Source organism: Pseudomonas sp. HD6515 (genome assembly GCF_024971855.1).
Lineage (GTDB): Bacteria > Pseudomonadota > Gammaproteobacteria > Pseudomonadales > Pseudomonadaceae > Aquipseudomonas > Aquipseudomonas alloputida.
In genome coordinates this window covers 4,918,298-4,944,927 of the sequence record NZ_CP079827.1, presented here as the reverse complement: position 1 = coordinate 4,944,927, position 26,630 = coordinate 4,918,298, and the positions used below count along the sequence as shown (strand labels likewise).

Genomic DNA, 26,630 nt, shown 5'->3' with positions numbered 1-26,630 from the left:
ATGGCCCAGCTTTGCGTAGCGCTGGTCGCGGGTGAGGCCAGTGGCGATATTCTTGGTTCAGGCTTGATGCGTGCCCTCAAGGCACGCCACCCCGACGTGCGGTTCATCGGGGTTGGCGGCCCTTTGATGGAGGCCGAGGGCCTGCAATCCTATTTCCCCATGGAGCGCCTGGCCGTCATGGGGCTGGTCGAGGTACTGGGGCGTCTGCGCGAGCTGCTCAAGCGCCGCAAGCTGCTGATCCAGACCCTGATCGAAGAAAAACCCGACGTATTCATCGGCATCGACGCCCCTGACTTCACCCTCAACATCGAGCTGAAGCTGCGCCAGGCCGGGATCAAGACCGTGCACTATGTCAGCCCGTCAGTGTGGGCCTGGCGGCAAAAGCGGGTGCTGAAGATCCGCGAAGGCTGCGACCTGATGCTGACGCTGCTGCCGTTCGAGGCGCGGTTCTACGAAGAGCAGGGTGTGCCAGTGCGTTTTGTTGGCCACCCGCTGGCAGACACCATCCCGCTTGAAGCCGACCGCCCGGCCGCGCGCGCCGCGCTGGGCCTGGGCGAGGGGCCGGTGGTTGCGTTGATGCCGGGCAGTAGGGGGGGCGAAGTAGGGCGCCTGGGCGCGTTGTTCCTCGACGCCGCCGAGCGCCTTTGCCAACAAGTGCCGGGTGTGCGCTTCGTGTTGCCCTGCGCCAACGCCACGCGGCGCACCCAGATCGAACAGATGCTTGAAGGGCGCCAACTGCCGCTGACCCTGCTCGATGGCCAGTCGCACCAAGCCCTGGCAGCCTGTGACGCGGTGCTGATCGCCTCGGGTACCGCCACCCTTGAGGCGCTGCTGTACAAGCGGCCGATGGTGGTGGCGTACCGCTTGGCGCCCTTGACCTTCTGGATCCTCAAGCGTCTGGTGAAAAGCCCTTACGTGTCATTGCCGAACCTGCTGGCCCAGCGAGAGCTGGTGCCCGAGTTGCTGCAGGACGACGCTACCAGTGAAGCGCTGGCCAACACCCTGGCGCCGCTGGTGCGCGATGGAAGCCAGCAGACCGAACGTTTCGACGAAATTCACCGCACCCTGCGCCGTGACGCCTCCAATCAGGCGGCCGAGGCGGTACTGGCCCTGCTCAAGGACCGCTGACATGCAAATTGGACTGGACTTCAACCTGGTAGAAGACCTGGTCGCCGGCGTTGACGAAGTGGGCCGCGGCCCGTTGTGCGGCGCGGTGGTAACGGCGGCCGTGATTCTTGATCCCGCGCGGCCGATTCTCGGTCTGAACGATTCGAAGAAACTCACCGAAGCCAGGCGTGAGGCGCTGTTCGACGAGATCTGCGAAAAGGCCTTGAGCTTCTGCATCGCCCGTGCCGAAGTCGAGGAAATTGACAGCCTGAACATCCTGCAGGCCACCATGCTGACCATGCAGCGGGCAGTGGAGGGCTTGCACATTACGCCAAAGCTGGCCCTGATCGACGGCAATCGCTGCCCGAAACTGGCGGTGCCGGCAGCACCGGTGGTCAAGGGGGATAGCCAGGTGCCGGCCATTGCGGCGGCATCGATCCTGGCCAAGGTGACCCGTGATCGGGATATGAGTGCATTCGAACTGATCTACCCGGGTTATGGCATTGGCGGGCACAAGGGTTACCCAACGCCGGTGCACCTCGAGGCCCTGGCTCGGCTTGGGCCTACGCCCATCCACCGGCGTTCCTTTGCCCCTGTGCGGGCGGCTTGGGAAGCGCGCGAAGGCGTCACCGATTCCCTGATCTGACCTATTGGGGCCGCTTTGCGGCCCTTCGCGGGCACGCCCGCTCCCGCAGGATTCATCGGTCTGAGCAGCGGGGCCGTACCTGTGGGAGCGGGCGTGCCCGCGAAGGGCTGCAAAGCAGCCCCAAAAAAAGCCCCTAGTTAGGCTACAATCCCGCCCTTGTCGTTAAGCTCTGCTACAGGATCTTCCATGTCGGTTCCCTTCGTTCACCTGCGCGTCCATTCCGAATTCTCGCTGGTCGACGGCCTGGTGCGGATCAAACCGCTGGCCAAGGCGCTGACCGGGATGAACATGCCGGCGGTCGCGATCACCGATCAGAGCAACATGTGCTCGCTGGTGAAGTTCTACAAGACGGCCATGGGCGCCGGCATCAAACCGATCTGCGGTGCCGACCTGTGGCTGGCCGGTGCCGACCCGGAAGCCCCGCTGTCGCGCATCTGCTTCCTGGCCATGGACCCCAAGGGCTATCGCAACCTCACCGAACTGATCTCGCGCGGCTGGACCGATGGCCAGCGCAACGGCCTGGTCATTCTCCAGCGTGAATGGATCGCCCCTGCCAGCGAGGGCCTGATTGCCCTGTCGGCGGGCAAGGAAGGCGACATTGGCATGGCGCTGCTGGCGGGTCGGCAAGACGAAGCCGAAGTGCTTCTTCAAGACTGGATGGGCATGTTCCCCGAGCGCTTCTACGTTGAAGTGCAGCGCACCAATCGCGCACGCGACGAAGAATACGTGCACGCGGCGGTGGCATTGGCCGACAAGCTTGGCGCCCCGCTGGTGGCTACCAACGACGTACGTTTCATCAAGCAGACGGACTTTGACGCCCACGAAACTCGCGTATGCATTGGTGAGGGCTGGACCCTCGATGACCCGCGCCGTCCGCGTTGCTACAGCGACCAGCAGTACCTGAAGTCGGCCGAGGAAATGGCCGAGCTCTTCAGCGACCTGCCCGACGCCATCGCCAACACCGTCGAAATTGCCAAGCGCTGCAACATCCAGGTACAGCTGGGCAAGTACTTCCTGCCTGACTTCCCCACGCCCAACGGCATGGGCATCGACGACTACCTGCGGCATGTGTCCCACGAAGGCCTGGAAGAGCGCCTGGCCGTGCTGTGGCCGAAAGAGACCACGCCCAATTATGAAGAAAAGCGTCAGGTTTACCTGGACCGCCTGAAGTTCGAGCTGGACATCATCATCCAGATGGGCTTCCCCGGTTACTTCCTGATTGTTATGGACTTCATCAAGTGGGCCAAGAACAACGACGTACCGGTTGGCCCGGGCCGCGGTTCGGGTGCTGGCTCGCTGGTGGCCTATGTACTGAAGATCACCGATCTCGACCCGCTGGCCTACGACCTGCTGTTCGAGCGCTTCCTCAACCCTGAACGTATTTCCATGCCCGACTTCGACGTCGACTTCTGCATGGACGGCCGTGACCGGGTGATCGACTACGTGGCCGAGGCCTACGGCCGTAATGCGGTGAGCCAGATCATCACCTTCGGTACCATGGCCGCCAAGGCGGTGGTGCGTGACGTGGCGCGGGTGCAAGGCAAATCCTATGGCCTGGCCGACCGCCTGTCGAAGATGATCCCCTTCGAAGTGGGCATGACCCTGGAGAAGGCCTACGAGCAGGAAGAAATCCTGCGTGACTTCCTCAAGGGCGACGAAGACGCCCGTGAAATCTGGGACATGGCCCTGAAGCTGGAGGGTGTGACCCGGGGTACCGGCAAGCACGCCGGTGGTGTGGTTATCGCACCGACCAAGCTCACCGACTTTTCGCCGATCGCCTGTGATGAAGAGGGTGGTGGCCTGGTAACCCAGTTCGACAAGGATGACGTCGAGGCCGCCGGCCTGGTGAAGTTCGACTTCCTCGGCCTGCGTACCTTGACCATCATCAAGTGGGCGATGGAGATCATCAACCGCGAGCAGGCCAAGAAAAACCTGCCCGACCTCAACATCGACTTCATCCCGCTGGACGACCGCAAGACCTACGAGCTGCTGCAGAAGGCCGAAACCACGGCGGTGTTCCAGCTTGAATCGCGCGGCATGAAGGAGCTGATCAAGAAGCTCAAGCCCGACTGCCTGGAAGACCTGATCGCACTGGTTGCGTTGTTCCGCCCGGGCCCGCTGCAATCGGGCATGGTGGACGACTTCATCAACCGCAAGCACGGCCGCGCCGAGCTGGCCTACCCGCACTCCGACTACCAGTACGAAGGCCTCAAGCCGGTACTGGCGCCAACCTACGGCATCATCCTGTACCAGGAACAGGTGATGCAGATCGCCCAGGTGATGGCAGGTTATACCCTGGGTGGCGCCGACATGCTGCGCCGGGCCATGGGTAAGAAAAAGCCCGAGGAAATGGCCAAGCAGCGCGGTGGTTTCATCGAAGGTTGCGTAGCCAACAATATCGATGCGGACCTCGCCGGTAACATCTTCGACCTGGTAGAGAAGTTCGCGGGCTACGGCTTCAACAAATCCCACTCCGCCGCCTATGGCCTGGTGTCGTACCAGACCGCCTGGCTGAAAACCCACTACCCGGCGCCATTCATGGCCGCGGTCCTGTCGGCGGATATGCACAACACCGACAAGGTGGTGGTGCTGGTGGAGGAGGTGCGCAGCATGAAGCTGCGCCTCGACGCGCCGGACGTGAACTTCTCGGACTTCAAGTTCACCGTCAACAACGACGGCCGTATCGTCTACGGCCTTGGTGCCATCAAGGGTGTCGGCGAAGGCCCGGTGGAGGCGATTGTCGAGGCCCGTGCCCAAGGCGGTCCCTTCAAGGACCTGTTCGATTTCTGTGAACGCATCGACCTCAAACGGGTCAACAAACGTACCCTTGATGCGCTGGTGCGCAGTGGCGCGCTGGACCGCCTTGGCCCGCACTTCCATGACGAGATCAAGGCCTACCACGCCAACATCGACATCAACCGGGCAACCTTGCTGTCGGCGCTGGGCGAGGCCATCAAGGCGGCCGAGCAGGCCGCACACACCGCTGACAGTGGTCATGTCGACCTGTTCGGCAGCATGTTCGACGCGGCAGATGTCGATGTGTATGCCAACCACCGCAAGGTGCGCGAGCTCACCCTCAAGGAGCGTCTGAAGGGGGAGAAGGACACCCTTGGCCTGTACCTCACCGGCCACCCGATCGACGAGTACGAGACCGAGATCCGTCGCTTCGCCCGCCAGCGCATCGTCGACCTCAAGCCGTCGCGCGAAACCCAGACCATCGCGGGCATGATCATTGCGCTGCGGGTGATGAAGAACAAGAAGGGCGACAAGATGGGCTTCGTCACCCTGGATGACCGTTCCGGGCGGATCGAGGCATCGCTGTTTGCCGATGCCTTCATGGCGGCACAGTCCTTGCTGCAGACCGACGCGATGGTGGTGGTGGAAGGCGAGGTCAGCAATGACGACTTCTCCGGGGGCTTGCGCCTGCGGGTGAAGCAGGTGATGACCATGGAAGACGCACGCACCAAGCTGGCCGAGAGCCTGCGCCTGAAGGTGGCGCATGACGCACTGAAGGGCGACCGGCTGAAGTGGCTGGGCGAGCTGATCACCCGCCATCGCGGTGCCTGCCCGATCACGCTGGAGTACACCGGCAGCGACGCCAAGGCCATGCTGCAGTTTGGCGAGCAGTGGGCGATCGATCCGGCCGATGGGCTGATTCAGGCGCTGCGTGACCAGTTCGGGCGTGAGAACGTCTTCCTGCAATATCGTTGAACCGACAAAAATTTAATCTCGACCTGAATGCGCCTGATCCCTTAAGGTATGGCGCCAAACGGATCAACCGGCCGGCCGCCTGGCCGTAGACCCAAGACGGATGACTATGAACCCGAATTTCCTCGACTTCGAACAGCCGATTGCCGACCTGCAAGCCAAGATCGAAGGCCTGCGCCTGGTGGGCAACGACAACTCGCTGAACATCAGCGATGAAATTGCCCGTCTGCAAGACAAGAGCAACACCCTGACCGAAAGCATCTTCGGCAACCTGACCAGCTGGCAGATCGCCCGCCTGGCCCGTCACCCGCGTCGTCCATACACCCTGGACTACCTGGAGCACATCTTCACCGAGTTCGAAGAGCTGCACGGGGACCGTCACTTCTCTGACGACGCCGCCATCGTGGGTGGTACTGCGCGTCTGGACGGCAAGCCGGTCATGGTCATTGGCCACCAGAAGGGCCGTGAAGTGCGCGAGAAAGTGCGTCGCAACTTCGGCATGCCGCGCCCGGAAGGTTACCGCAAGGCCTGTCGCCTGATGGAAATGGCCGAACGCTTCAAGATGCCGATCCTGACCTTCATCGACACGCCGGGCGCCTACCCGGGCATCGACGCCGAAGAGCGCAACCAGAGTGAAGCCATCGCCTGGAACCTGCGGGTCATGGCACGCCTGAAAACCCCGATCATCGCTACCGTGATCGGTGAGGGTGGTTCCGGTGGGGCACTGGCCATTGGCGTGTGCGACCAACTGAACATGCTGCAGTACTCCACCTACTCGGTTATCTCGCCGGAAGGCTGTGCTTCGATTCTGTGGAAAACGGCCGATAAAGCAGCAGACGCGGCCGAGGCCATGGGCATCACCGCCGAGCGTCTGAAGAGCCTGAATATTGTCGACAAGGTCATCCAGGAGCCGCTGGGCGGCGCCCACCGTGACCCGGCCAAGATGTCCGAAAGCATCCGTGCCGATCTGGTGCAGCAGCTGGACATGCTCGGCAAGTTCGACAACGATGCGCTGTTGGCCCGTCGTTACGAGCGCCTGATGAGCTACGGCCTCTGATTCTGATTAGCCCTGGGGCCGTTTTGCGGCCCTTGTGATTGATGGCACCGGCTTCGCCGGTGTTCGCGGGTAAACCCGCTCCTACAGGTTGCGCTGCCCTTGAGGCTTGCGCCGTACATGTGGGCGCGGGCATGCCCGCGAATGCTTTCTTGAATCGAGCGAGGGCTAGATGATCAACCTCACTCCTTGGCTCAACGCCCCCACCTGGCACGTCGCCTTCTCCGGCGGCCTCGATTCCACCGTCCTCCTGCACCTGCTGGCCGAATACGCCCGCAACCACGCCTCCCCCCCGCTGCGCGCCATCCATATCCACCACGGCCTGCAAGCCGCTGCCGACGCCTGGCCCACCCACTGCCAAGCCATCTGCGACAATTTCGACGTTGAACTCCAGGTCATCCACGTCCAGGTCTCCCCTGGCGCCAGCCTGGAACAGGCGGCCCGAGAGGCCCGCTATGCCGCCTTCAGGCAAGTGCTCGGCCCGGGCGATATCCTGTTCACCGGCCAGCACCGCGACGACCAGGCCGAGACCCTGCTATTCCGCCTGTTGCGCGGCGCCGGCCTGCGTGGCCTGGCGGCAATGCCGGGGCAGCGGGCGCTGGGGCAGGGCAGCCTGGTCAGGCCGTTACTGGCCTGTTCCCGGCAACATTTGCAGGATTATGCCCAAGCCCAAGGGCTGACCTGGATCGAAGACCCGTCAAACGTCGACACACAATTCGCCCGCAACTACCTGCGCGGCGAAGTGATGCCGCAGTTGCAGCAACGTTGGCCACAGGCCAGCCAGAACTTCGCCCGTGCAGCAGAGCATCTGGGCGAGGCGCTGGGTTTGCTGGACGAACTGGCCCAGGAGGATCTGGCGCTTGCGCGCAAAGGGGCGCCTCTCGCCTGGCCGGGGCTGGATTCCCTCGACCTGGCCGCCCTGCTGGCGTTATCGCCGGCCCGTCAGCGCAATGCCTTGCAGTACTGGCTTAGCCAGCGCACCCGTTTGCCCGATACCCGGCACTGGGCCGGCTGGGCAGACCTGCGCGATGCCGGTGCCGATGCCCGGCCAGTCTGGCGGCTTGCCGATGGACGGTTGGTGCGTAGCCACGGGCGCATCTGGTGGTTGAGCGGTGATTGGCTACAGCAACCGGCTGGCTCGCTGGCCTGGCCCGACCCTGATGGGCCGTTGCGGTTGCCGGGCAATGGTTGCGTGCGTCTTGTTGGCGCAGCCGTGCCGAGCGGGTTGCGCATTGCATACCGTCAGGGGGGGGAAATGCTGGAGGTTCCCGGCCGTGGTCGGCGGGACCTCAAGCGCCTGCTCAACGAACAGCAGGTGCCGCATTTCCTGCGCTCGCGCCTGCCGTTGCTGTATCACGGCGAATGCCTGCTGGCGGTGGCCAACCTGCCCGGGCTGGTGCAGGCGGATTGCCAACTGCACTGGCAGTTACCGACGAACGCGCAAGGTTTGAGCTGAAGGGTACATTCCGGTAGACTACCCTCCCTTCTTGATACAACTTCTGTGGGTTCCGCGAAAACACAGGAGTTGCCGATTACCAAGCAGTTTTTTGCCGAGCTGATTCTGGAAATGACGAGCGAACGCCATGCCGGGTATACCCTGGCTGTACAGACGCGGCAGTTTTTCGAGATGCACTGTGATTGACGCAGGTGATCGGGGGCTTCGGCCTTCCTTCGCTTTCTCCGGCGGCGCTGGCCGCCTTAACGCAGACTTCTAGGGTTTTTCATGACGCGCTACATATTCGTCACGGGCGGTGTTGTTTCTTCATTGGGGAAAGGCATTGCCTCGGCTTCCCTGGCGGCCATCCTGGAAGCGCGGGGCCTGAAGGTCACCATGCTCAAGCTGGATCCGTACATCAACGTCGACCCGGGCACCATGAGCCCGTTCCAGCACGGTGAAGTTTTTGTCACCCACGATGGCGCCGAGACCGACCTCGACCTGGGTCACTACGAGCGGTTCATCCGCACCACCATGACCCAGAACAACAACTTCACCACTGGCCGTATCTACGAGCACGTGCTGCGTAAAGAGCGTCGTGGTGATTACCTGGGCGCGACCATCCAGGTCATCCCGCACATCACCGACGAAATCAAGCGTCGCATCATCAAGGGTGCCGGCGATGCCGACGTGGCCCTGGTGGAAATCGGCGGTACCGTGGGTGATATCGAGTCGCAGCCGTTCCTCGAGGCGATTCGCCAGCTGCGTGTCGAAGTGGGCTCCAAGCGTGCCATGCTGATGCACCTGACCCTGGTCCCGTACATCGCCACCGCTGGCGAAACCAAGACCAAGCCGACCCAGCACTCGGTCAAGGAGCTGCGCTCCATCGGCCTGCAGCCTGACGTGCTGATCTGCCGCTCCGACCACCCGGTGGATGCTTCGTCGCGTCGCAAGATCGCGCTGTTCACCAACGTTGAAGAGCGTGCGGTGATTTCGCTGGAAGACGTCGACACCATCTACAAGATCCCGGGCGTACTGCATGCTCAGGGCCTGGACGACTTCGTCGTCGAGCGCTTCGGCCTGCAGTGCAATGGTGCCGACCTGTCCGAGTGGGACAAGGTGGTTGATGCCAAGCTCAACCCGGAGCACGAAGTGACCATCGCCATGGTCGGCAAGTACATGGAGCTGCTGGATGCGTACAAGTCGCTGATCGAAGCGATGAGCCACGCCGGCATCACCAACCGGACCAAGGTCAACCTGCGCTACATCGATTCGGAAGACATCGAGAACCAGGGCACCAGCCTGCTCGAAGGCGCCGATGCCATCCTGGTACCGGGCGGTTTCGGCCTGCGCGGTGTGGAAGGCAAGATCACCGCGGTGCAATACGCCCGTGAGAACAAGGTGCCGTACCTGGGTATCTGCCTGGGCATGCAGGTGGCCGTCATCGAATTCGCCCGTAACGTGATGGGCTGGAAAGACGCCAACTCCACCGAGTTCGACCGTAACAGCGGCCACCCAGTGGTCGGCCTGATCACCGAGTGGGCCGATGCCACCGGTGCCGTCGAGACCCGCGACGAGGCTTCCGACCTGGGCGGCACCATGCGCCTGGGCGCACAGGACTGCCAGCTGGCTGCCGGTTCCAAGGTGCACGACTGCTACGGCAAGGACGTGATCACCGAGCGTCACCGTCACCGCTACGAAGTGAACAACAACCTGCTGCCACAACTGGTGGAAGCTGGTCTGGTGGTTTCCGGCCGTTCCGAAGACGGCGCGCTGGTGGAAGTGGTCGAGTCCAAGGACCACCCATGGTTCGTCGCTTGCCAGTTCCACCCGGAGTTCACTTCGACGCCGCGTGACGGCCACCCGCTGTTCAGCGGCTTCGTCAAGGCAGCCCTGGCTCAGAAGAACAAGGCCTGATCGATGACCCAGAAGATCATCCGCGTCGGTAACATCGAAATCGCCAACGACAAGCCTTTCGTCCTGTTCGGCGGCATGAATGTTCTGGAGTCCCGTGACCTGGCGATGAAGGTCTGCGAAGAGTACGTGCGGGTTACCGAGAAGCTCGGTATCCCGTATGTGTTCAAGGCCAGCTTCGACAAGGCCAACCGTTCGTCGGTAACGTCCTACCGTGGCCCTGGCATGGAAGAGGGGCTGAAGATCTTCGAAGAGATCAAGCGCACCTTCAACGTGCCAGTGATCACCGACGTGCACGAGCCTTACCAGGCAGAGCCCGTCGCCAAGGTATGCGACATCATCCAGTTGCCGGCTTTCCTGTCGCGGCAGACTGACCTGGTAGTGGCCATGGCCAAGACCGGCGTGGTGATCAACATCAAGAAGGCTCAGTTCCTCGCACCTCAGGAAATGAAACACATCCTGGCCAAGTGCGAAGAAGCCGGTAACGACCAGTTGATACTCTGCGAGCGTGGTTCGAGCTTCGGCTACAACAACCTGGTGGTCGACATGCTGGGCTTCGGCATCATGAAACAGTTCGACTACCCGGTGTTCTTCGACGTGACCCACGCCCTGCAGATGCCGGGTGGCCGCGCCGATTCCGCCGGCGGCCGTCGTGCCCAGGTCACTGACCTGGCCAAGGCCGGCATGAGCCAGGGCCTGGCCGGGCTTTTCCTCGAAGCCCACCCCGATCCGGACAACGCCAAGTGCGATGGCCCATGCGCCTTGCGCCTGGATAAACTGGAGCCGTTCCTGGTCCAGCTCAAGCAATTGGACGACCTGGTGAAAAGTTTTCCGACGGTAGAAACCGCGTAAAGCTCATTTCTCGGGTAAAGTACCGCCCGATCCACCCCTGACCAGTCGGTCAGGGGCTCCCTTCATCAGGCCTGCCCAAAGCAAGTTCGCCTGGTGAACGGCAAGAATTTCCTAAGCTAAGTTGTTTTCGTCAAATTCTGGAGTGCTTACAACAATGGCAAAAATCGTCGACATCAAAGGTCGTGAAGTTCTCGATTCGCGTGGCAACCCCACTGTGGAAGCCGATGTACTGCTCGACAACGGCATCATCGGCAGCGCTTGCGCGCCGTCCGGTGCTTCTACCGGCTCGCGCGAAGCGCTGGAGCTGCGTGATGGCGACAAGAGCCGTTACCTGGGCAAGGGCGTGCTGAAGGCCGTCGCCAACATCAACGGCCCGATCCGTGACCTGCTGCTGGGCAAGGATCCTTCCGACCAGAAGGCGCTGGACCGCGCCATGATTGAACTGGACGGTACCGAGAACAAGGCCAAGCTGGGCGCCAACGCCATCCTGGCTGTTTCCCTGGCTGCCGCCAAAGCTGCTGCCCAGGACCAGGACCTGCCGCTGTACGCGCACATCGCCAACCTGAACGGCACCCCGGGCCAGTACTCGATGCCGGTTCCGATGATGAACATCATCAACGGTGGCGAGCACGCCGACAACAACGTCGACATCCAGGAGTTCATGGTTCAGCCGGTTGGCGCCAAGACCTTCTCTGACGGCCTGCGCATGGGTACCGAAATCTTCCACCACCTCAAGGCCGTCCTGAAGGCCCGTGGCCTGAACACCGCCGTAGGTGATGAAGGTGGTTTCGCCCCGAACCTGGCATCCAACGAAGACGCCCTGGGCGCCATCGCTGAAGCTGTCGAAAAAGCCGGCTACAAGCTGGGCACCGACGTGACCCTGGCTCTGGACTGCGCGGCTTCTGAATTCTACGAAGACGGCAAGTACAACCTGTCCGGCGAAGGCAAGTCGTTCGACGCCGAAGGCTTCGCCGACTACCTGAAAGGCCTGACCGAGCGTTTCCCGATCATTTCGATCGAAGACGGCCTGGACGAGTCCGACTGGGCTGGCTGGAAAATCCTCACTGACAAGATCGGTGAAAAAGTCCAGCTGGTCGGTGACGACCTGTTCGTGACCAACACCAAGATCCTCAAGGAAGGCATCGAGAAAGGCATCGGTAACTCGATCCTGATCAAGTTCAACCAGATCGGCTCGCTGACCGAAACCCTGGAAGCCATCCAGATGGCCAAGGCTGCTGGTTACACTGCAGTGATCTCGCACCGTTCCGGTGAAACCGAAGACTCGACCATTGCCGACCTGGCTGTGGGTACTGCTGCTGGCCAGATCAAGACCGGCTCGCTGTGCCGTTCCGACCGCGTTTCCAAGTACAACCAGCTGCTGCGCATCGAAGAGCAACTGGGCGCCAAAGCGGTTTACCGCGGTCGTGCCGAGTTTCGCGGCTAAGCAAGAGATGGTAAAAAGGCAGCAGCCGAAGTTGTAGGAACGTTCGTACTGAACTTTCCTAGGTACTAACGGGTTTCTGTCGACGAAGCCTGGCCTCGGCCAGGCTTCGTGCTATTCGAGGCCCCGAAGTAAAAACGCGGCAGCCTTTTTAACCTGGATAACGTGATGCGCAGTCCCTATTGGTTGTTCCTCGTTCTGCTCTTGCTGTTGGGTGGCCTGCAGTACCGCCTGTGGGTGGGTAACGGCAGCCTGGCGCAAGTGACCGAACTGAAGCAGCAGATTGCCGATCAGCATGCCGAAAACGAGCGCTTGCTCGAGCGTAATCGTGTGCTCGATGCTGAAGTGCTAGAGCTGAAAAAAGGCATGGAGACCGTTGAAGAACGGGCCCGCCACGAATTGGGGATGGTCAAAGAGGGCGAAACCCTCTTCCAGTTGCCACAGAAATGATCGATACCTTGCCGGCCTTCTGGGCCGTGATTCCTGCGGCGGGTGTAGGTGCCCGCATGGCTGCCGACCGCCCCAAGCAATACCTGGAGCTGGCTGGGCAGACCCTTCTCGAGCACAGCCTCGACTGTTTTCTTGGCCACCCGGCGCTTAAGGGCGTGGTGGTCAGCATTGCCGAAGATGACCCGTACTGGCCTGGCCTGCGCTACGCCAGCGACCCACGCATCCAGTGCGCGGCGGGCGGGCGTGAACGCGCTGACTCGGTGCTTAACGCCTTGCTGGTGCTGCATGCCCAGGGGGCGGGGGACAGCGACTGGGTGCTGGTGCACGATGCTGCGCGGCCGAACCTGGCACGCAGCGACCTGGACAAGCTGTTGTCGGAGCTGGCGGACGACCCGGTGGGTGGCCTGCTGGCGGTGCCGGCGCGCGATACCCTCAAGCGTGCCGACAGCCATGGCCGGGTGAGTGCTACCGTGGACCGCAGCACGATCTGGCAGGCGTACACACCGCAGATGTTCCGCCTTGGAGCGTTGCACCGGGCGCTGGCTGAGTGCCTGGTGTCGGATGTGGTGGTGACCGATGAAGCCTCGGCCATCGAATGGTCCGGTCAGGCGCCGCGGCTGGTGGAAGGGCGCAGTGACAACATAAAGGTAACCCGGCCCGAAGATCTCGAATGGTTGCGCCAGCGCTGGGCGGGTAAACGCTGAGCGTTCACCGTTGCTGCCGCCACCGTATTCGCGGGTGAACCCGCTCCTACATACGCATCGGTGGTTGGGCACAGGCCGCCGTAGGAGCGGGTTCACCCGCGAAAGGGCCGGGCCTGCGGGCCAATTTCCACTCGCCGTTCACCGTTGGCGCCGCCGCCGTATTCGCGGGTAAACCCGCTCCTACATACGCATCGGTGGTTGGGCACAGGCCGTCGTAGGAGCGGGTTCACCCGCGAAGAGGCCAGTACATGCAGCACATCCCGTCAGCCGAAACGATACTCCGGCAACCCCGCCAACCCCTCCTTCAGGTAATCCACCAGCCGCCGTACCTTCGGCGACAGGTGCCTCTGCTGCGGATACAGCGCCCACACCGCCGTATTCGGCGGTTGGTGCGCCTCCAGCAGCGACACCAGCGCACCACTGTTCAGGTGTTCCAGCACGTAGTAATCCGGCAACTGGCACAACCCGATCCCTTGCAGCGCCGCATCCAGCACTGCCTGGCCACTGTTGCAGCGCCAGTTACCCTGTACCCGCTGGCTGATCTCACGGCCATCCTGCTGTAGCGCCCACAAGTCCGAACTCCCCACCAGGCAATTGTGCCGCGCCAGCTCCGACAGGCTGTGTGGCCGGCCATAGCGCTCAAGATAGGCCGGCGAGGCGCACAGGTACATGCGCCTTGGCGCCAGGCGGGTAGCCACCAAGCGAGAGTCGGCCAGGCGGCCCAGGCGGATGGCCAGGTCCATGCCTTCATGCAGCAGGTCGAGGGTGTGGTTGCTCAGCTCCACATCCACGCGCAGCTGCGGGTACAGCGCCATGAATCGCGTCACCAACGGCACGATGAAGCGCTCGCCGTAGGCCACGGCGCACGTCATGCGCAACAAGCCCTTGGGTTCGCTGGCCAGGTCGCCCATGGCGCGCAGCGCTTCCTCGCGGCCATCCTGCAAGCGTTGGCAATGCTGCAGGAAGGTCTGCCCGGCTTCGCTGAGGGTTACCCGGCGGGTACTGCGATACAGCAGGCGCGTTTGCAGGCGGTCCTCCAGCCGGGCGATCTGCCGGCTGATGTGCGATGAGGAAACCCCCAGGCGTTCGGCAGCGGCAGTGAACTGGCCCGATTCGGCCACGGCGACAAATTCGTCGATGCCTTCCCATCGGCTGCTCATCGATTATCCCTGTATGGCAATAATGTTTTGTCTTTGGCCTGATTATTAATCAAATGGCGCTGAATTACACTGCAAGACTGAATCGATCCACTGTCTGGAGACCTTTGATGATCAAGTCCCGTGCTGCCGTTGCCTTCGAAGCCAAGAAACCCCTGGAAATCGTCGAAGTCGACGTGGCCATGCCAAAAGCCGGTGAAGTGCTGCTGCGCGTGGTCGCCAGCGGTGTCTGCCACACCGATGCCTATACCCTGTCCGGTGCTGACCCGGAAGGGATCTTCCCATCGATCCTCGGCCACGAAGGCGGTGCCATCGTCGAAGCGGTGGGCGAGGGGGTGACCTCGGTCGCCGTGGGTGACCACGTCATCCCGCTGTACACCCCAGAATGCGGCAAGTGCAAGTTCTGCCTCTCGGGCAAGACCAACCTGTGCCAGGCCATCCGCGCCACCCAGGGCAAGGGCCTGATGCCGGACGGCACCACGCGCTTCTCGTACAAGGGCCAGCAACTGTTCCACTACATGGGCACCTCGACGTTCTCCGAATACACCGTGCTGCCGGAAATTTCCGTGGCCAAGATCCAGAAAGAAGCACCACTGGAAAAGGTCTGCCTGCTGGGCTGCGGCGTCACCACCGGTATCGGCGCGGTACTCAACACTGCCAAGGTCAAGCCAGGTGATACCGTGGCCATCTTCGGCCTCGGTGGCATCGGCCTGTCGGCCGTGATCGGTGCGGTCAAGGCCAAGGCCTCGCGTATCATCGCCATCGACATCAACCCGGCCAAGTTCGAAATCGCCCGCCAACTGGGTGCCACTGATTGCATCAACCCGAAAGACTACGATCGCCCGATCCAGGAAGTGATCGTCGACCTCACCGATGGTGGCGTGGACTTCTCCTTCGAGTGCATCGGCAACGTTCAGCTGATGCGCGCCGCCCTGGAATGCTGCCACAAGGGCTGGGGTGAGTCGGTGATCATCGGTGTGGCCGGTGCCGGCCAGGAAATTTCCACGCGTCCGTTCCAGCTGGTTACCGGTCGGGTCTGGCGTGGTTCGGCGTTCGGCGGGGTGCGTGGCCGCAGCGAACTGCCGAGCTACGTGGAAATGTCCGAGAAAGGCGAGATCCCGCTGGACACCTTCATCACCCACACGATGGGGCTGGAAGACATCAACAAGGCCTTCGACCTGATGCATGAAGGCAAGAGCATCCGTAGCGTGATCCACTTCTGAGGTTTGCCATGAGCCTGGATAACATCTCCTGCCAGAAGAGCTTCGGCGGCTGGCACAAGCGTTACCGGCATCATTCCAAGGTGCTGGGTTGCGATATGGTGTTCGCCGTGTACCTGCCACCGCAGGCCGAGCAGGGCGAAAAGCTGCCGGTGCTTTACTGGCTCAGCGGCCTCACCTGCACCGACGAGAACTTCATGCAGAAGGCCGGCGCCCAGCGTCTGGCCGCCGAGCTGGGCCTGATCATCGTTGCCCCCGATACCAGCCCGCGTGGCGAGCAGGTGCCGGGCGATCCGGACGGCGCCTGGGACTTCGGCCTGGGTGCTGGCTTCTACCTCAACGCCACCCAGCAACCCTGGGCCCAGCACTACCGCATGCACGACTATGTGGTGGAGGAGTTGCCAGCCCTGATCGAGGCCCACTTCCCGGCGTCGGGCGAGCGCAGCATCAGCGGCCACTCCATGGGTGGGCATGGCGCGCTGGTGTGCGCCTTGCGCAATCCGGGGCGCTACCGCTCGGTGTCGGCATTCTCGCCAATCAGCAATCCGATGGATTGTCCGTGGGGCGAGAAAGCCTTCAGCCGCTACCTGGGTGAAGACCGTGGGCGCTGGCGTGAGTGGGATGCCAGCGTGCTGCTGGCCGAAACCCCGGCAGGCCAATGCCCGCCGTTGCTGGTGGATCAGGGCGACCGTGACGACTTCCTCGAGAAGCAACTCAAGCCTGAAGCGCTGGAACAGGCGGCACGCAAAGGTGGCCATGCAATGACCCTGCGTATGCAGCCGGGTTATGACCATAGCTACTACTTCATTGCCAGCTTCATCGAGGAGCACCTGCGCCATCATGCGGTGGCACTGGGGCGGGTGTAACACCCTGGTCCAAAAGCCGCCAAACCCGCAGTAAAGCAGGTAGAATCACGCCCTGACTCATTCAGGGCGTTTTTTTATGCGTATTGGCCACGGCTACGATGTGCACCGTTTCTGCGACGGTGATTTCATTACCCTGGGCGGGGTGCGTATCCCCCACAAATACGGCCTGTTGGCCCATTCTGACGGTGACGTGCTGTTGCACGCCCTGAGCGATGCCTTGCTTGGCGCTGCGGCGCTGGGCGACATCGGCAAGCACTTCCCTGACACTGACCCGCAGTTCAAGGGTGCTGACAGCCGCGCGCTGCTGCGCCATGTGGTCGGCATCGTCAAGGCCAAGGGCTGGAAGGTCGGCAACGTTGACGCCACCATCGTCGCCCAGGCACCGAAAATGGCCCCACACATCGAAACCATGCGCCAGCTGATCGCCGAAGACCTGCAGGTCGAGCTCGACCAGGTCAATGTCAAGGCCACCACCACAGAGAAGCTTGGCTTTACCGGCCGCGAGGAGGGCATTGCCGTGCATTCGGTCGCCCTGCTGCTGCCAGCATGACCGAACTGGAATTGCTGGGCCCGCGCGCATCGGGCGAACCCCTGGGCACCGCCGTCCTCAAAGCGGTTGCCGAAGACTTTCAGGTTGACGAAGTTCTGGATATACCGCTATCCGGCCAAGGCGAGCACCTGTGGCTGTGGGTCGAGAAGCGTGACCTGAACACTGAAGAAGCCGCCCGGCGCCTTGCCCGCGCCGCTGGCGTGCCGGTGCGCAGCATCAGCTACGCCGGCCTGAAGGACCGCCAGGCGCTGACCCGCCAGTGGTTCAGCCTGCACCTGCCGGGCAAGGCCGACCCGGATCTGTCGCGTGCCGAGGATGCCAGCCTGCGTGTGCTCAAACAGGTGCGTCACCAGCGCAAACTGCAGCGCGGCGCGCATTCGGCCAACGGGTTCACCTTGCGCCTGACCGCCCTGGCTGCCGATCACCAGGCGGTGGATGCGCGCCTGGAGCAGCTCAGGCAGCAAGGTGTGCCCAACTATTTCGGCACCCAGCGCTTCGGGCACGGGGGTGGCAACGTCCATGACGCCCTCGATTGGGCCGCACGCAAGGCTTTGCCTGAACAGCGCAACGTGCGTTCGCGGCTGCTTTCGGCCGGGCGCAGCTACCTGTTCAATCAGTTGCTGGCTGCGCGTGTCGCTGACGGTAGCTGGGCCCGAGCCCAGGTCGGGGACCTGCTGGCGTTCACCGACAGCCGCAGTTTCTTCCCGGCGGGTGAGGCGGAATGTGCCGACCCGCGGCTGGCGATTCTCGACCTGCATCCAACCGGCCCGATGTGGGGGGAGGGCGCTTCACCTGCTGGCGGTGCGCCTGCCCAGCTGGAAAACGCTATCGGCGCACGTCAGCCGGCACTTTGCCAGTGGCTGGCCCAGGCGGGCATGGATCACGAACGGCGAATTCTGCGGCTCCCTATTGGCGGCCTGACGTGGCATTATCCCGAGCCTGATATCCTGCAACTGGAATTCGTCCTGCCGGCCGGATGCTTCGCCACCGTGGTGGTGCGTGAAGTCGTGGATCTGGTGTCGGCAGGGCAGACGGACAGCCCATGCGTATTCTGATTTCGAATGACGACGGTGTTACCGCACCTGGCATCGCCGCGCTGCACGCTGCGCTGGTGGATTATGCCGAGTGCGCGGTGATCGCCCCGGATCAAGACAAGAGCGGCGCCAGCAGTTCGCTGACGCTGGACCGGCCACTGCATCCGCAGACCCTGGCCAATGGCTTCATCAGCCTCAACGGCACGCCGACCGACTGCGTGCACTTGGGGCTCAATGGGCTGTTGCCGCAGACGCCGGACATGGTCGTGTCGGGGATCAACCTCGGTGCCAACCTGGGCGATGACGTGCTGTATTCGGGAACGGTCGCTGCGGCGCTCGAAGGCCGCTTCCTCGGCGGTACCTCGCTGGCGTTCTCGCTGTTGTCGCGCCAGCCGGACAACCTGCCGACTGCGGCCTATATCGCCCGTCGTCTGGTCGAGGCACAGTCGCGCCTGGTGTTGCCGCCACGCACTGTACTCAACGTCAATATTCCCAACTTGCCACTGGAGCACATCCGTGGCATCCAGCTCACCCGTCTCGGTCACCGCGCGCGGGCGGCGGCGCCCACCAAGGTGGTCAACCCGCGTGGCAAGGAAGGCTACTGGATTGCCGTGGCCGGTGATGCCGAGGACGGCGGCCCGGGCACCGACTTCCACGCGGTGATGCAAGGCTACGTATCGATTACCCCATTGCAGCTCGACCGCACCTTCAATGATGCCTTCGAGCAGCTCGATGGATGGCTGGAGGGCCTGCTCTGATGCGCGAGGACGATATGCTGCGGCGTGGCATCGGCATGACCTCTCAGCGTACCCGGGAGCGGCTGATACAGCGCTTGTGCGAAGAGGGGGTTTCGAACACCAAGGTGCTCGACGTGATCCGTCGTACGCCGCGCCACCTGTTCGTCGACGAGGCGCTGGCGCATCGAGCATACGAAGACACCGCGCTGCCGATCGGCCACAACCAGACCATCTCCCAGCCGTTCATGGTTGCTCACATGAGCGAGCTGTTGCTCGAGGCCGGGCCGCTGGACAAGGTGCTGGAGATTGGCACCGGTTCGGGCTACCAGACGGCGATCCTGGCTCAGCTGGTCGAGCGGGTGTTTTCGGTAGAGCGCATCAAGGTGCTGCAGGACCGGGCCAAAGAGCGCCTGGTGGAGCTTAACCTGCGCAACGTGGTATTCCGCTGGGGTGACGGTTGTGAGGGGTGGCCGGCGCTTGCGCCGTACAACGGCATCATCGTCACCGCCGTGGCGCCGGAAGTGCCACAGGCACTGCTCGACCAACTGGCACCCGGGGGACGCATGGTCATCCCGGTAGGGCCGGCCGGCGAAGCGCAGCAACTGATGCTGATCGTGCGCGAGGAGCATGGATTCTCCCGTCGCGTACTGGGGGCTGTGCGCTTCGTGCCGCTGCTCAATGGGCCTCTGGCCTGAGGCCTGTTGATCTGAGCTGTGCAGGCATGAGGCGCGGTGTATTTTTGTGCCGGTGGCGAATTCTTGTCGCTTCGCCCTGTCTATCAGGCGGTGCGAAGCGCTAACGCACAGCGTGCACCGGGGTTTTGTGCCCGTCTTTTGAACCCGTCTGCCATTACTGGCTGGCTTGGTTATAATTGCAACAATATTGCATTTCTTGTCTTCATATCGATTTTCGGCACCATGAGGGGAGCGCGGGTGGGTCACACAGTCATTCGGCAGCGCAAGGACGGGTCGGGTTTCAAGCTTCTGGTGATTGCATTGGCCATGGGCACGCTTCTGGTGGGTTGCTCAAGCACCAGCAGCAACAGCGCGCGGGTGGTCGACCGCAACAACACCGTGCCCAAGCGCCCGGCGGTGACTTCTGGGCAATACATCGTCAAGCCAGGCGACACCCTGTTCTCCATCGCCTTCCGTTATGGCTGGGACTACAAGGAGCTGGCTGCACGCAACGGCATTCAGGCGCCTTATACCATCCGCCCGGGCCAAGCGATTCGTTTCAGCAGCGGTTCCAGCAGCCGCACCACGGTGGTGTCCAGCCCGTCCTCGTCAAGCCGCACCACGGTCACGCGGCGGCCTGTGGGCAGCACTGCCACGGCGCCTGCCAGCACCAGCAAACCGGCCACGTCGGCGCCTTCCGCCCCTGCCCCTGTGGTCGCTACCGTACCAGCCGCAGAGCGCGCGGTAGGTGGTTGGACCTGGCCTGCCAATGGCGTGCTGATTGGAAAATTTGCTTCAAACGGTAGTTTGAATAAAGGCATTGATATCGCCGGTGATTTGGGACAGCCTGTTTTTGCTGCGTCTGATGGTGCGGTGGTTTATGCCGGGAGTGGTTTGAGGGGCTACGGCGAGCTGATCATCATCAAGCACAGCGACACCTACGTCAGTGCCTACGGTCATAACCGCAGGCTGTTGGTTCGGGAGGGGCAGCAGGTCAAGGCAGGGCAGTCGATTGCTGAAATGGGGTCTACGGGCACAGATCGGGTGAAGCTGCATTTCGAGATTCGCCGCCAGGGCAAACCCGTCGATCCACTCCAGTTCCTGCCACGTCGTTGACCGTTGTACCCGGCCTGTTCCTGTGATGTAGAGGGGACAGGCTCAAGCGCTGCCAGGGAGAAAGGTGCCGCTCGAGTCTGAGTTCGAACTCAGCAAAGGATTATAACAATGGCTCTCAGTAAAGAAGTGCCGGAGTTTGACATCGACGATGACGTCCTCCTGATGGAGACGGGTATCGTTTTGGAAACGGATGTGGTGTCAGACGAACCTGCTGTATCTTCGGTTCGGACGAGGGCCAAATCGGGCTCTTCGCTCAAGCAACACAAGTACATCGATTACAGCAGGGCGCTCGATGCCACCCAGCTGTATCTCAACGAGATTGGTTTCTCGCCGCTGCTTTCGCCGGAAGAAGAAGTGCATTTTGCGCGCTTGTCGCAAAAGGGTGACCCTGCCGGCCGCAAGCGCATGATCGAAAGCAACCTGCGCCTGGTTGTCAAAATTGCCCGTCGTTACGTGAACCGTGGCCTGTCGCTGCTCGACCTGATCGAAGAGGGCAACCTGGGGCTGATCCGTGCGGTCGAAAAGTTCGACCCGGAGCGTGGTTTCCGTTTTTCGACCTACGCGACCTGGTGGATTCGCCAGACCATCGAACGGGCGATCATGAACCAGACTCGCACCATTCGCCTGCCGATCCATGTGGTCAAGGAACTGAACGTCTACCTGCGCGCCGCGCGCGAGCTGACGCAGAAACTCGACCACGAGCCCTCGCCGGAAGAAATCGCCACCTTGCTGGAAAAGCCGGTCGCCGAGGTCAAGCGTATGCTCGGCCTGAACGAACGGGTGTCTTCGGTAGACGTGTCGCTTGGCCCGGATTCGGACAAGACGCTGCTCGATACCCTGACCGACGACCGCCCGACGGACCCGTGCGAACTGCTGCAGGATGACGACCTGTCGCAGAGCATAGACCAGTGGCTGGGTGAGTTGACCGACAAGCAGCGCGAGGTGGTGGTGCGTCGCTTCGGCCTGCGAGGGCATGAAAGCAGTACCCTCGAAGATGTTGGCCTGGAGATTGGCCTGACCCGGGAACGGGTGCGGCAGATTCAGGTAGAAGGGCTGAAGCGTTTGCGTGAGATCCTTGAAAAGAATGGTCTGTCCAGCGAGTCATTGTTCCAGTAGCTAGCGCTGTAACAAAAACGCCCCGATGATCTCGGGGCGTTTTTGTTTGTGGCGAAAAGCGAGGTTCCCTTTCAGATTGCCGGGGCGCATGGCGCCCAGACGCTACCTGGCAAGACACCTATCAAATGTGTACCGCGCTACCCCAGTAACATCGCGTGTAAGCCTTTACTTACTCGTTGTGTAAGCTTTCCATGCAACCTTCAGTAAATCAAAGTCGTTTCCAAAGGCTGAATTTTTACAACCCATTGAAAAGCATGGTTTATTCACCGGTGAGTAAATGTGTCCGCGGAAATACCTTGCAAGCTCCATCGCTTGCTCGCCTGGCTGAACCCGCTAGTATTCGAACTGTGCACAGGGACATGCACAGGCTTTCAGGATGAAGGCCAGGGACATCGCAAGAAGCGATTTCATCAGGATGATGTTTGGGACAAGCAGGGACTACGGAAAAAAATGTGGGCGGGTCAAACCGCCCCTTTTTTTTGCCCGTAGGAAAACAAAAAAGGCCCCGAAGGGCCTTTTTCGCGTCTGGGCGCTATCAGCGCTCCAGGTCGGCAATCTTGCCAGGCTTGCCATCCCATTCTTCAGCGTCCGGCAGGGCGTCCTTACGCTCGGTGATATTCGGCCAGATTTCCGCCAGCTCGGCGTTCAGCTCGATGAAGTTTTCCATGCCAGAAGGCACTTCGTCTTCCGAGAAGATGGCTTGCGCTGGGCACTCCGGCTCGCACAAGGCACAGTCGATGCACTCGTCCGGGTGGATGACCAGGAAGTTCGGGCCTTCGTAGAAGCAGTCCACCGGACAGACTTCCACGCAGTCGGTGTATTTGCATTTGATGCAGTTGTCGGTGACGACGAAGGTCATTTCTAATTCTCTCCTCAGGCGACGGCGGCGGCCCTTCCTCTCAGGGCCGCGCGGTTTACGGGTATGTGGCTGCAGGCCAGGCTAATAACCTGCAGCACCAGCAAACCGCGGCGGATTCTACCAGCTTGTAATGGGCGCCGTTATAACAGGTTCTTTAGTTGATATAGCATTTCGATAGCTTGACGCGGGGTCATGTCGTCCAGCTGCAGCTTGCCCAGCTTCTCGATGGCTGGATGAGGGAGGCTGGCAAACAAGTCGCTCTGGTGTGGCACTTGTGGCGCGTCCTTGGCCTTGTGGGCCGCAGGCTGCTCATGGGGCAGGCTGGTGGTTTCCAGCCGGCCAAGGTGTTCGCGAGCACGCTGGATCACTGCCGTCGGTACGCCGGCCAGCTGTGCAACGGCCAGGCCGTAGCTTTGGCTGGCAGGGCCGGGTAGCACGTGGTGCAGGAACACGATGCGTTCATTGTGCTCGGTGGCGTTCAGGTGCACGTTGGCCACCAGCGGCTCGCTCTCCGGCAGCACGGTCAGTTCGAAGTAGTGGGTGGCGAACAGTGTGTAGGCACGCAGCTGGGCCAGGCGCTCGGCGGCGGCCCAGGCCAGCGACAGGCCATCGAAGGTGCTGGTACCGCGGCCCACTTCGTCCATCAGCACCAGGCTGCGGTCGGTGGCGTTGTGCAGGATGTTGGCGGTCTCGCTCATCTCCACCATGAAGGTCGAGCGCCCGCCGGCCAGGTCGTCACTGGAGCCGATGCGGGTGAAGATGCGGTCGACCAGCGACAGCTCGCAGCTGGCTGCCGGCACGAAGCTACCGATGTGGGCCAGGAGCACGATAAGCGCAGTCTGGCGCATGTAGGTCGATTTACCGCCCATGTTAGGGCCGGTGATGATCAGCATGCGCGTACTGTTGTCCAGGCCCAGGTCGTTGGCCACGAACGGCGTGGTCAGTACCTGTTCCACCACCGGGTGGCGGCCCTGCTCGATGCGCAGGCAAGGCTCGTCGACAAAGCGTGGGCAGCTCAGGTCGAGGTTCAGTGCGCGCTCGGCCAAGTTGCTGAGCACATCCAGTTCGGCCAGGGCGGCGGCGCTGTCCTGCAGCGGTGCCAGGTGGCTGATCAGGGTTTCCAGCAGCGCGTCGTAGAGCATCTTCTCGCGGGCCAGGGCGCGGCTCTTGGCCGACAATGCCTTGTCCTCGAACGCCTTGAGCTCCGGGGTGATGAAGCGCTCGGCGCCTTTGAGGGTCTGGCGGCGGATGTAGTCGCCCGGGGCCTGCTCGGCCTGCTTGGTCGGCAGTTCGATGAAGTAGCCGTGCACGCGGTTGTAGCCGACCTTGAGGTTGGCAAGGCCGGTGCGGGCCTTTTCCCGGGTTTCCAGGTCGATCAGGAACTGACCGGCGTTCTCGCTGATTGCCAGCAGCTCGTCCAGTTCGTTGTCATAGCCGGCTTTCAGTACCCCGCCGTCGCGGATCACCGCCGGCGGGTTATCGATGATCGCCCGCTCCAACAGGCTGGCCAGTTCCGGATAGGTGCCGGTAATGGCCGCCAGACGCGCCAGGTGCGGCGCTTCGAGCTCGGTCATGGCGTTCTGCAGCTCTGGCAGCGCGCCCAGCGCATCGCGCAGGCGTGCCAGGTCGCGCGGGCGGGCATTGCGCAGGCCAATACGGGCGAGGATCCGCTCGATATCGCCAATCTCCTTCAGCTGCGGCTGCAGCTTCTCGAAGCGGTAGCTGTCGAGCAGGCAGCGGATCGAGTCCTGGCGTGCTTGCAGCACCTTGAGGTCGCGCAGTGGGCGGTTCAGCCAGCGGCTCAGCAGGCGGCTGGCCATGGCGGTCTGGCAGCGGTCGATCACCGATTGCAGGGTGTTGTCGCGCCCGCCGGCCAGGTTGATGTCCAGCTCCAGGTTGCGGCGGCTGGCCCCATCGAGGATGACCGTATCGTCCAGGCGCTCGTGGCGCAGGCTGCGCAGGTGCGGCAGCGCGGTGCGCTGGGTTTCCTTGGCGTAGGTCAGCAGGCAGCCGGCGGCACCGATGGCCAGGGTCAGCTTGTCACAGCCGAAGCCCTTGAGGTCCTTGGTCGCGAACTGTTGGCACAGGGCCTTGCGTGCCGAGTCGCGGTCGAAGTCCCAGGGGGCGCGGCGGCGGGCGCCTGGGCGTTTTTCCGCAGGCAGGTCCCGTGGCCATTCGTCGGGGATCAACAGCTCGACCGGGTTCAGGCGCTCGAGTTCGGCCAGCAGGTTTTCCCAGCCCTTGATTTCTTGCACGCTGAAATTGCCGCTGGTGATGTCCAGTACCGCCAGGCCGAACAGGCGCTCGTCACCGAGCAGTGCGGCAATCAGGTTGTCGCGGCGCTCGTCGAGCAGTGCCTCGTCGCTGACCGTGCCGGGGGTGATGATGCGCACCACCTGGCGCTCCACCGGGCCCTTGCTGGTGGCGGGGTCGCCGATCTGCTCACAGATCACCACCGACTCGCCGAGCTTGACCAGCTTGGCCAGGTAGCCCTCCAGCGAATGGAACGGAATCCCGCACATGGGGATGGACTGGCCGGCCGACTGACCGCGGGCGGTCAGGGTGATATCCAGCAGTTTCGCGGCCTTTTTCGCATCTTCGTAGAAGATCTCGTAGAAGTCGCCCATGCGGTAGAACATCAGCTGGTCCGGGTGCTGGTTTTTCAGCTTCCAGTACTGCTGCATCATCGGTGTGTGTGCGGAAAGATCTGACATTCAGGGCCTTACAGGGGGGATCTGGTTGGCGATGGTAAACCCGTAATGGTACAGGCTTTTTCGTTGCGATGCAGGCACGTGCTTTGGGGCATGTGCGCAGTCTGGCGGGCAGTGGTGGAGCTGCACCGCGTAACCCTCTAGAATGTGCGCCCCTCGACGAATGCCCCTAGCCCTGATCTGCAAGATGAATGTGTCCAGCCCTGTCCCTTATGTAACGCAACAGCTGATCTACCTCCTTTATGGCAAGTGCCGGATCTATCAGCTGGAGGCAAAACTTAGCATCCTTACCGCCCTGGCTCGTTGCAAGCCGGCTGAGTTGCCGGTGATCCGCGTGCTTACCGACCAGCCACAGGCCTTTGCCGGCTGGCCGGTGGAAGTGATCACACTGGACGAGCAGACCTTGCAGGCCTGGGCCGGCGACGGCGGCTACACCCATCGGCGCAAGGCCTGCGCCATTGCCCAGGCCGGGCAGTGGGCGGACAAGACCGTGTTCATCGATACCGATACGGTATTTCTGCAGTCGCCGCAAAAGCTGTTCAGCCAGGTCGATACCGGGCAATTCTTGGTCGACGAGGTGGAAATGAGCTGGGCCGAGGCCTCGCGCAGCAGCTATTACCGCAGCTTCGTCGAGGGGCTTGCGGAGTCGGGCGAAGCACCGGTCGATGACTTGCGGCTGTGTAACAGCGGTGTCATGGGCTTTACCCGCGACAACGTTGGCATCGCCGAGCGCGCCATCGTCCGGATTGACGACTGGACGCCGTATGCCAGTGACTTGCATACGATCGAGCAGATCGCCTTTTCCTTCGAATTGCATAGCGCGCCGATCAACGAGGCGCGCGGCGTGATCAGCCATTACTTTGCGATGAAGCAGTACGTGCATGCCATTCTAGAAATCTTCTTTGCCCGGCATGGCGAGCATTTTCATTCGAAGATGCCAGGTCTGGCCCTGAAGGTGCCGGCACATCGCCCGGTGCCCTCGTGGTTGGCTCGGCTCTCGGTGAAATGGAGCCTCAAGCATGTACCCCGGGAACTGCGTGGCATCGGCCGCAAGTTGCTCTACGGCAGTGTGATGAGTGGTGATGACTACCAGCGCGCGTGCAAGGTGGTCTGGTGGCGTTCGGCAATCGAGGACATGCGCACGCTGGGCGGCTTTGACTGGAGCCGGGAGTGGCCTGACGGGCTGCCGCGGCTGGGGCAGCGTGACGAACTGGCGTTCAGCGAAATCGCCCGGGCCAGCCTGAAAGTTTCCTGAGCCAGAGCCCGAAGCAGGGTGGTA

At 62.2% G+C, this 26,630-nt stretch carries 22 protein-coding genes; 19 read left to right on the top strand and 3 right to left on the bottom strand.

Annotated features, from left to right (window positions below):
• From lpxB to ispD, 10 genes are all read left to right on the top strand, one after another.
• Complete coding sequence (gene lpxB / locus KW568_RS22900; RefSeq protein ID WP_003252318.1) at positions 1-1,128, top strand: lipid-A-disaccharide synthase; 1,128 nt, start codon at positions 1-3, stop codon at positions 1,126-1,128.
• Position 1,129: 1 nt separating this feature from the next.
• A complete protein-coding gene (gene rnhB, locus KW568_RS22895) occupies positions 1,130-1,753 on the top strand; it encodes a ribonuclease HII (RefSeq protein WP_259536893.1) in 624 nt (207 codons plus the stop codon).
• Positions 1,754-1,939: 186 nt separating this feature from the next.
• A complete protein-coding gene (gene dnaE, locus KW568_RS22890) occupies positions 1,940-5,464 on the top strand; it encodes a DNA polymerase III subunit alpha (protein ID WP_054888937.1) in 3,525 nt (1,174 codons plus the stop codon).
• Between the two features lie 106 nt (positions 5,465-5,570).
• Complete coding sequence (locus tag KW568_RS22885; protein WP_003252323.1) at positions 5,571-6,518, top strand: acetyl-CoA carboxylase carboxyltransferase subunit alpha; 948 nt, start codon at positions 5,571-5,573, stop codon at positions 6,516-6,518.
• Between the two features lie 169 nt (positions 6,519-6,687).
• Positions 6,688-7,971, top strand: a complete 1,284-nt coding sequence (gene tilS / locus KW568_RS22880) for a tRNA lysidine(34) synthetase TilS (protein WP_054888938.1) — start codon at positions 6,688-6,690, stop codon at positions 7,969-7,971.
• Between the two features lie 267 nt (positions 7,972-8,238).
• Complete coding sequence (locus tag KW568_RS22875) at positions 8,239-9,867, top strand: CTP synthase (RefSeq protein WP_003252329.1); 1,629 nt, start codon at positions 8,239-8,241, stop codon at positions 9,865-9,867.
• 3 nt (positions 9,868-9,870) lie between these two features.
• A complete protein-coding gene (gene kdsA / locus KW568_RS22870) occupies positions 9,871-10,716 on the top strand; it encodes a 3-deoxy-8-phosphooctulonate synthase (protein WP_003252332.1) in 846 nt (281 codons plus the stop codon).
• Positions 10,717-10,870: 154 nt separating this feature from the next.
• The gene (eno, locus tag KW568_RS22865) at positions 10,871-12,160 is read left to right on the top strand and encodes a phosphopyruvate hydratase (protein ID WP_003252333.1); all 1,290 of its coding nucleotides are present in this window, start codon (positions 10,871-10,873) and stop codon (positions 12,158-12,160) included.
• A gap of 165 nt (positions 12,161-12,325) precedes the next feature.
• Complete coding sequence (gene ftsB, locus KW568_RS22860) at positions 12,326-12,607, top strand: cell division protein FtsB (protein ID WP_004576849.1); 282 nt, start codon at positions 12,326-12,328, stop codon at positions 12,605-12,607.
• Complete coding sequence (ispD, locus tag KW568_RS22855) at positions 12,604-13,311, top strand: 2-C-methyl-D-erythritol 4-phosphate cytidylyltransferase (protein ID WP_003252335.1); 708 nt, start codon at positions 12,604-12,606, stop codon at positions 13,309-13,311. Before ftsB ends, ispD begins: the two co-directional genes overlap by 4 nt.
• Before the next feature lie 263 nt (positions 13,312-13,574).
• Here the strand turns inward: ispD and KW568_RS22850 are convergent, their stop codons facing one another.
• Positions 13,575-14,471: a LysR substrate-binding domain-containing protein gene (locus KW568_RS22850; protein WP_003252336.1), complete on the bottom strand. Its 897-nt coding sequence runs from the start codon at positions 14,469-14,471 to the stop codon at positions 13,575-13,577.
• A gap of 107 nt (positions 14,472-14,578) precedes the next feature.
• Between KW568_RS22850 and KW568_RS22845 the strand changes: the two genes are divergently transcribed.
• The 8 genes from KW568_RS22845 (at position 14,579) to rpoS (ending at position 21,781) form a co-directional block, all read left to right on the top strand.
• On the top strand, positions 14,579-15,691 hold the full coding sequence (locus KW568_RS22845) for an S-(hydroxymethyl)glutathione dehydrogenase/class III alcohol dehydrogenase (protein ID WP_003252338.1): 1,113 nt from the start codon (positions 14,579-14,581) through the stop codon (positions 15,689-15,691).
• A gap of 8 nt (positions 15,692-15,699) precedes the next feature.
• Positions 15,700-16,554 carry an S-formylglutathione hydrolase gene (gene fghA, locus KW568_RS22840; RefSeq protein WP_003252340.1) on the top strand — a complete coding sequence of 285 codons (855 nt, stop codon included), beginning with the start codon at positions 15,700-15,702 and terminating at the stop codon, positions 16,552-16,554.
• 76 nt (positions 16,555-16,630) lie between these two features.
• Positions 16,631-17,104, top strand: a complete 474-nt coding sequence (gene ispF, locus KW568_RS22835; RefSeq protein ID WP_003252342.1) for a 2-C-methyl-D-erythritol 2,4-cyclodiphosphate synthase — start codon at positions 16,631-16,633, stop codon at positions 17,102-17,104.
• Entirely contained in the window at positions 17,101-18,159 is a 1,059-nt protein-coding gene (truD, locus tag KW568_RS22830; protein WP_004574838.1) for a tRNA pseudouridine(13) synthase TruD, read from the top strand. Before ispF ends, truD begins: the two co-directional genes overlap by 4 nt.
• Positions 18,147-18,896, top strand: coding sequence for a 5'/3'-nucleotidase SurE (gene surE / locus KW568_RS22825; protein WP_003252346.1), 750 nt, complete (start codon positions 18,147-18,149; stop codon positions 18,894-18,896). The genes truD and surE overlap by 13 nt, the downstream gene beginning before the upstream one ends.
• 35 nt (positions 18,897-18,931) lie before the next feature.
• On the top strand, positions 18,932-19,570 hold the full coding sequence (locus KW568_RS22820; protein ID WP_003252348.1) for a protein-L-isoaspartate(D-aspartate) O-methyltransferase: 639 nt from the start codon (positions 18,932-18,934) through the stop codon (positions 19,568-19,570).
• Positions 19,571-19,807: 237 nt separating this feature from the next.
• On the top strand, positions 19,808-20,665 hold the full coding sequence (locus KW568_RS22815) for a peptidoglycan DD-metalloendopeptidase family protein (protein ID WP_003252350.1): 858 nt from the start codon (positions 19,808-19,810) through the stop codon (positions 20,663-20,665).
• 108 nt (positions 20,666-20,773) lie between these two features.
• The gene (rpoS, locus tag KW568_RS22810; protein ID WP_003252351.1) at positions 20,774-21,781 is read left to right on the top strand and encodes an RNA polymerase sigma factor RpoS; all 1,008 of its coding nucleotides are present in this window, start codon (positions 20,774-20,776) and stop codon (positions 21,779-21,781) included.
• A gap of 535 nt (positions 21,782-22,316) precedes the next feature.
• Here rpoS and fdxA read toward each other — a convergent pair.
• Entirely contained in the window at positions 22,317-22,640 is a 324-nt protein-coding gene (fdxA, locus tag KW568_RS22805; protein ID WP_003252355.1) for a ferredoxin FdxA, read from the bottom strand.
• A 140-nt stretch (positions 22,641-22,780) separates the two neighbouring features.
• Positions 22,781-25,354, bottom strand: a complete 2,574-nt coding sequence (gene mutS, locus KW568_RS22800) for a DNA mismatch repair protein MutS (RefSeq protein ID WP_259536884.1) — start codon at positions 25,352-25,354, stop codon at positions 22,781-22,783.
• Positions 25,355-25,538: 184 nt separating this feature from the next.
• On the opposite strand from mutS, the gene KW568_RS22795 reads away from it, so the two are divergent.
• The gene (locus KW568_RS22795) at positions 25,539-26,606 is read left to right on the top strand and encodes a hypothetical protein (protein WP_102886221.1); all 1,068 of its coding nucleotides are present in this window, start codon (positions 25,539-25,541) and stop codon (positions 26,604-26,606) included.
• The last annotated feature ends 24 nt before the right edge of the window (positions 26,607-26,630 follow it).

What these genes read in the sequence shown, in the direction of transcription:
- lpxB (WP_003252318.1), top strand. Translation starts at nt 1, where the DNA reads ATGGCCCAGCTTTGCGTAGCGCTGGTCGCGGGTGAGGCCAGTGGCGAT.
- rnhB (WP_259536893.1), top strand. Translation starts at nt 1,130, where the DNA reads ATGCAAATTGGACTGGACTTCAACCTGGTAGAAGACCTGGTCGCCGGC.
- dnaE (WP_054888937.1), top strand. Translation starts at nt 1,940, where the DNA reads ATGTCGGTTCCCTTCGTTCACCTGCGCGTCCATTCCGAATTCTCGCTG.
- KW568_RS22885 (WP_003252323.1), top strand. Translation starts at nt 5,571, where the DNA reads ATGAACCCGAATTTCCTCGACTTCGAACAGCCGATTGCCGACCTGCAA.
- tilS (WP_054888938.1), top strand. Translation starts at nt 6,688, where the DNA reads ATGATCAACCTCACTCCTTGGCTCAACGCCCCCACCTGGCACGTCGCC.
- KW568_RS22875 (WP_003252329.1), top strand. Translation starts at nt 8,239, where the DNA reads ATGACGCGCTACATATTCGTCACGGGCGGTGTTGTTTCTTCATTGGGG.
- kdsA (WP_003252332.1), top strand. Translation starts at nt 9,871, where the DNA reads ATGACCCAGAAGATCATCCGCGTCGGTAACATCGAAATCGCCAACGAC.
- eno (WP_003252333.1), top strand. Translation starts at nt 10,871, where the DNA reads ATGGCAAAAATCGTCGACATCAAAGGTCGTGAAGTTCTCGATTCGCGT.
- ftsB (WP_004576849.1), top strand. Translation starts at nt 12,326, where the DNA reads ATGCGCAGTCCCTATTGGTTGTTCCTCGTTCTGCTCTTGCTGTTGGGT.
- ispD (WP_003252335.1), top strand. Translation starts at nt 12,604, where the DNA reads ATGATCGATACCTTGCCGGCCTTCTGGGCCGTGATTCCTGCGGCGGGT.
- KW568_RS22850 (WP_003252336.1), bottom strand. Translation starts at nt 14,471, where the DNA reads ATGAGCAGCCGATGGGAAGGCATCGACGAATTTGTCGCCGTGGCCGAA.
- KW568_RS22845 (WP_003252338.1), top strand. Translation starts at nt 14,579, where the DNA reads ATGATCAAGTCCCGTGCTGCCGTTGCCTTCGAAGCCAAGAAACCCCTG.
- fghA (WP_003252340.1), top strand. Translation starts at nt 15,700, where the DNA reads ATGAGCCTGGATAACATCTCCTGCCAGAAGAGCTTCGGCGGCTGGCAC.
- ispF (WP_003252342.1), top strand. Translation starts at nt 16,631, where the DNA reads ATGCGTATTGGCCACGGCTACGATGTGCACCGTTTCTGCGACGGTGAT.
- truD (WP_004574838.1), top strand. Translation starts at nt 17,101, where the DNA reads ATGACCGAACTGGAATTGCTGGGCCCGCGCGCATCGGGCGAACCCCTG.
- surE (WP_003252346.1), top strand. Translation starts at nt 18,147, where the DNA reads ATGCGTATTCTGATTTCGAATGACGACGGTGTTACCGCACCTGGCATC.
- KW568_RS22820 (WP_003252348.1), top strand. Translation starts at nt 18,932, where the DNA reads ATGACCTCTCAGCGTACCCGGGAGCGGCTGATACAGCGCTTGTGCGAA.
- rpoS (WP_003252351.1), top strand. Translation starts at nt 20,774, where the DNA reads ATGGCTCTCAGTAAAGAAGTGCCGGAGTTTGACATCGACGATGACGTC.
- fdxA (WP_003252355.1), bottom strand. Translation starts at nt 22,640, where the DNA reads ATGACCTTCGTCGTCACCGACAACTGCATCAAATGCAAATACACCGAC.
- mutS (WP_259536884.1), bottom strand. Translation starts at nt 25,354, where the DNA reads ATGTCAGATCTTTCCGCACACACACCGATGATGCAGCAGTACTGGAAG.
- KW568_RS22795 (WP_102886221.1), top strand. Translation starts at nt 25,539, where the DNA reads ATGAATGTGTCCAGCCCTGTCCCTTATGTAACGCAACAGCTGATCTAC.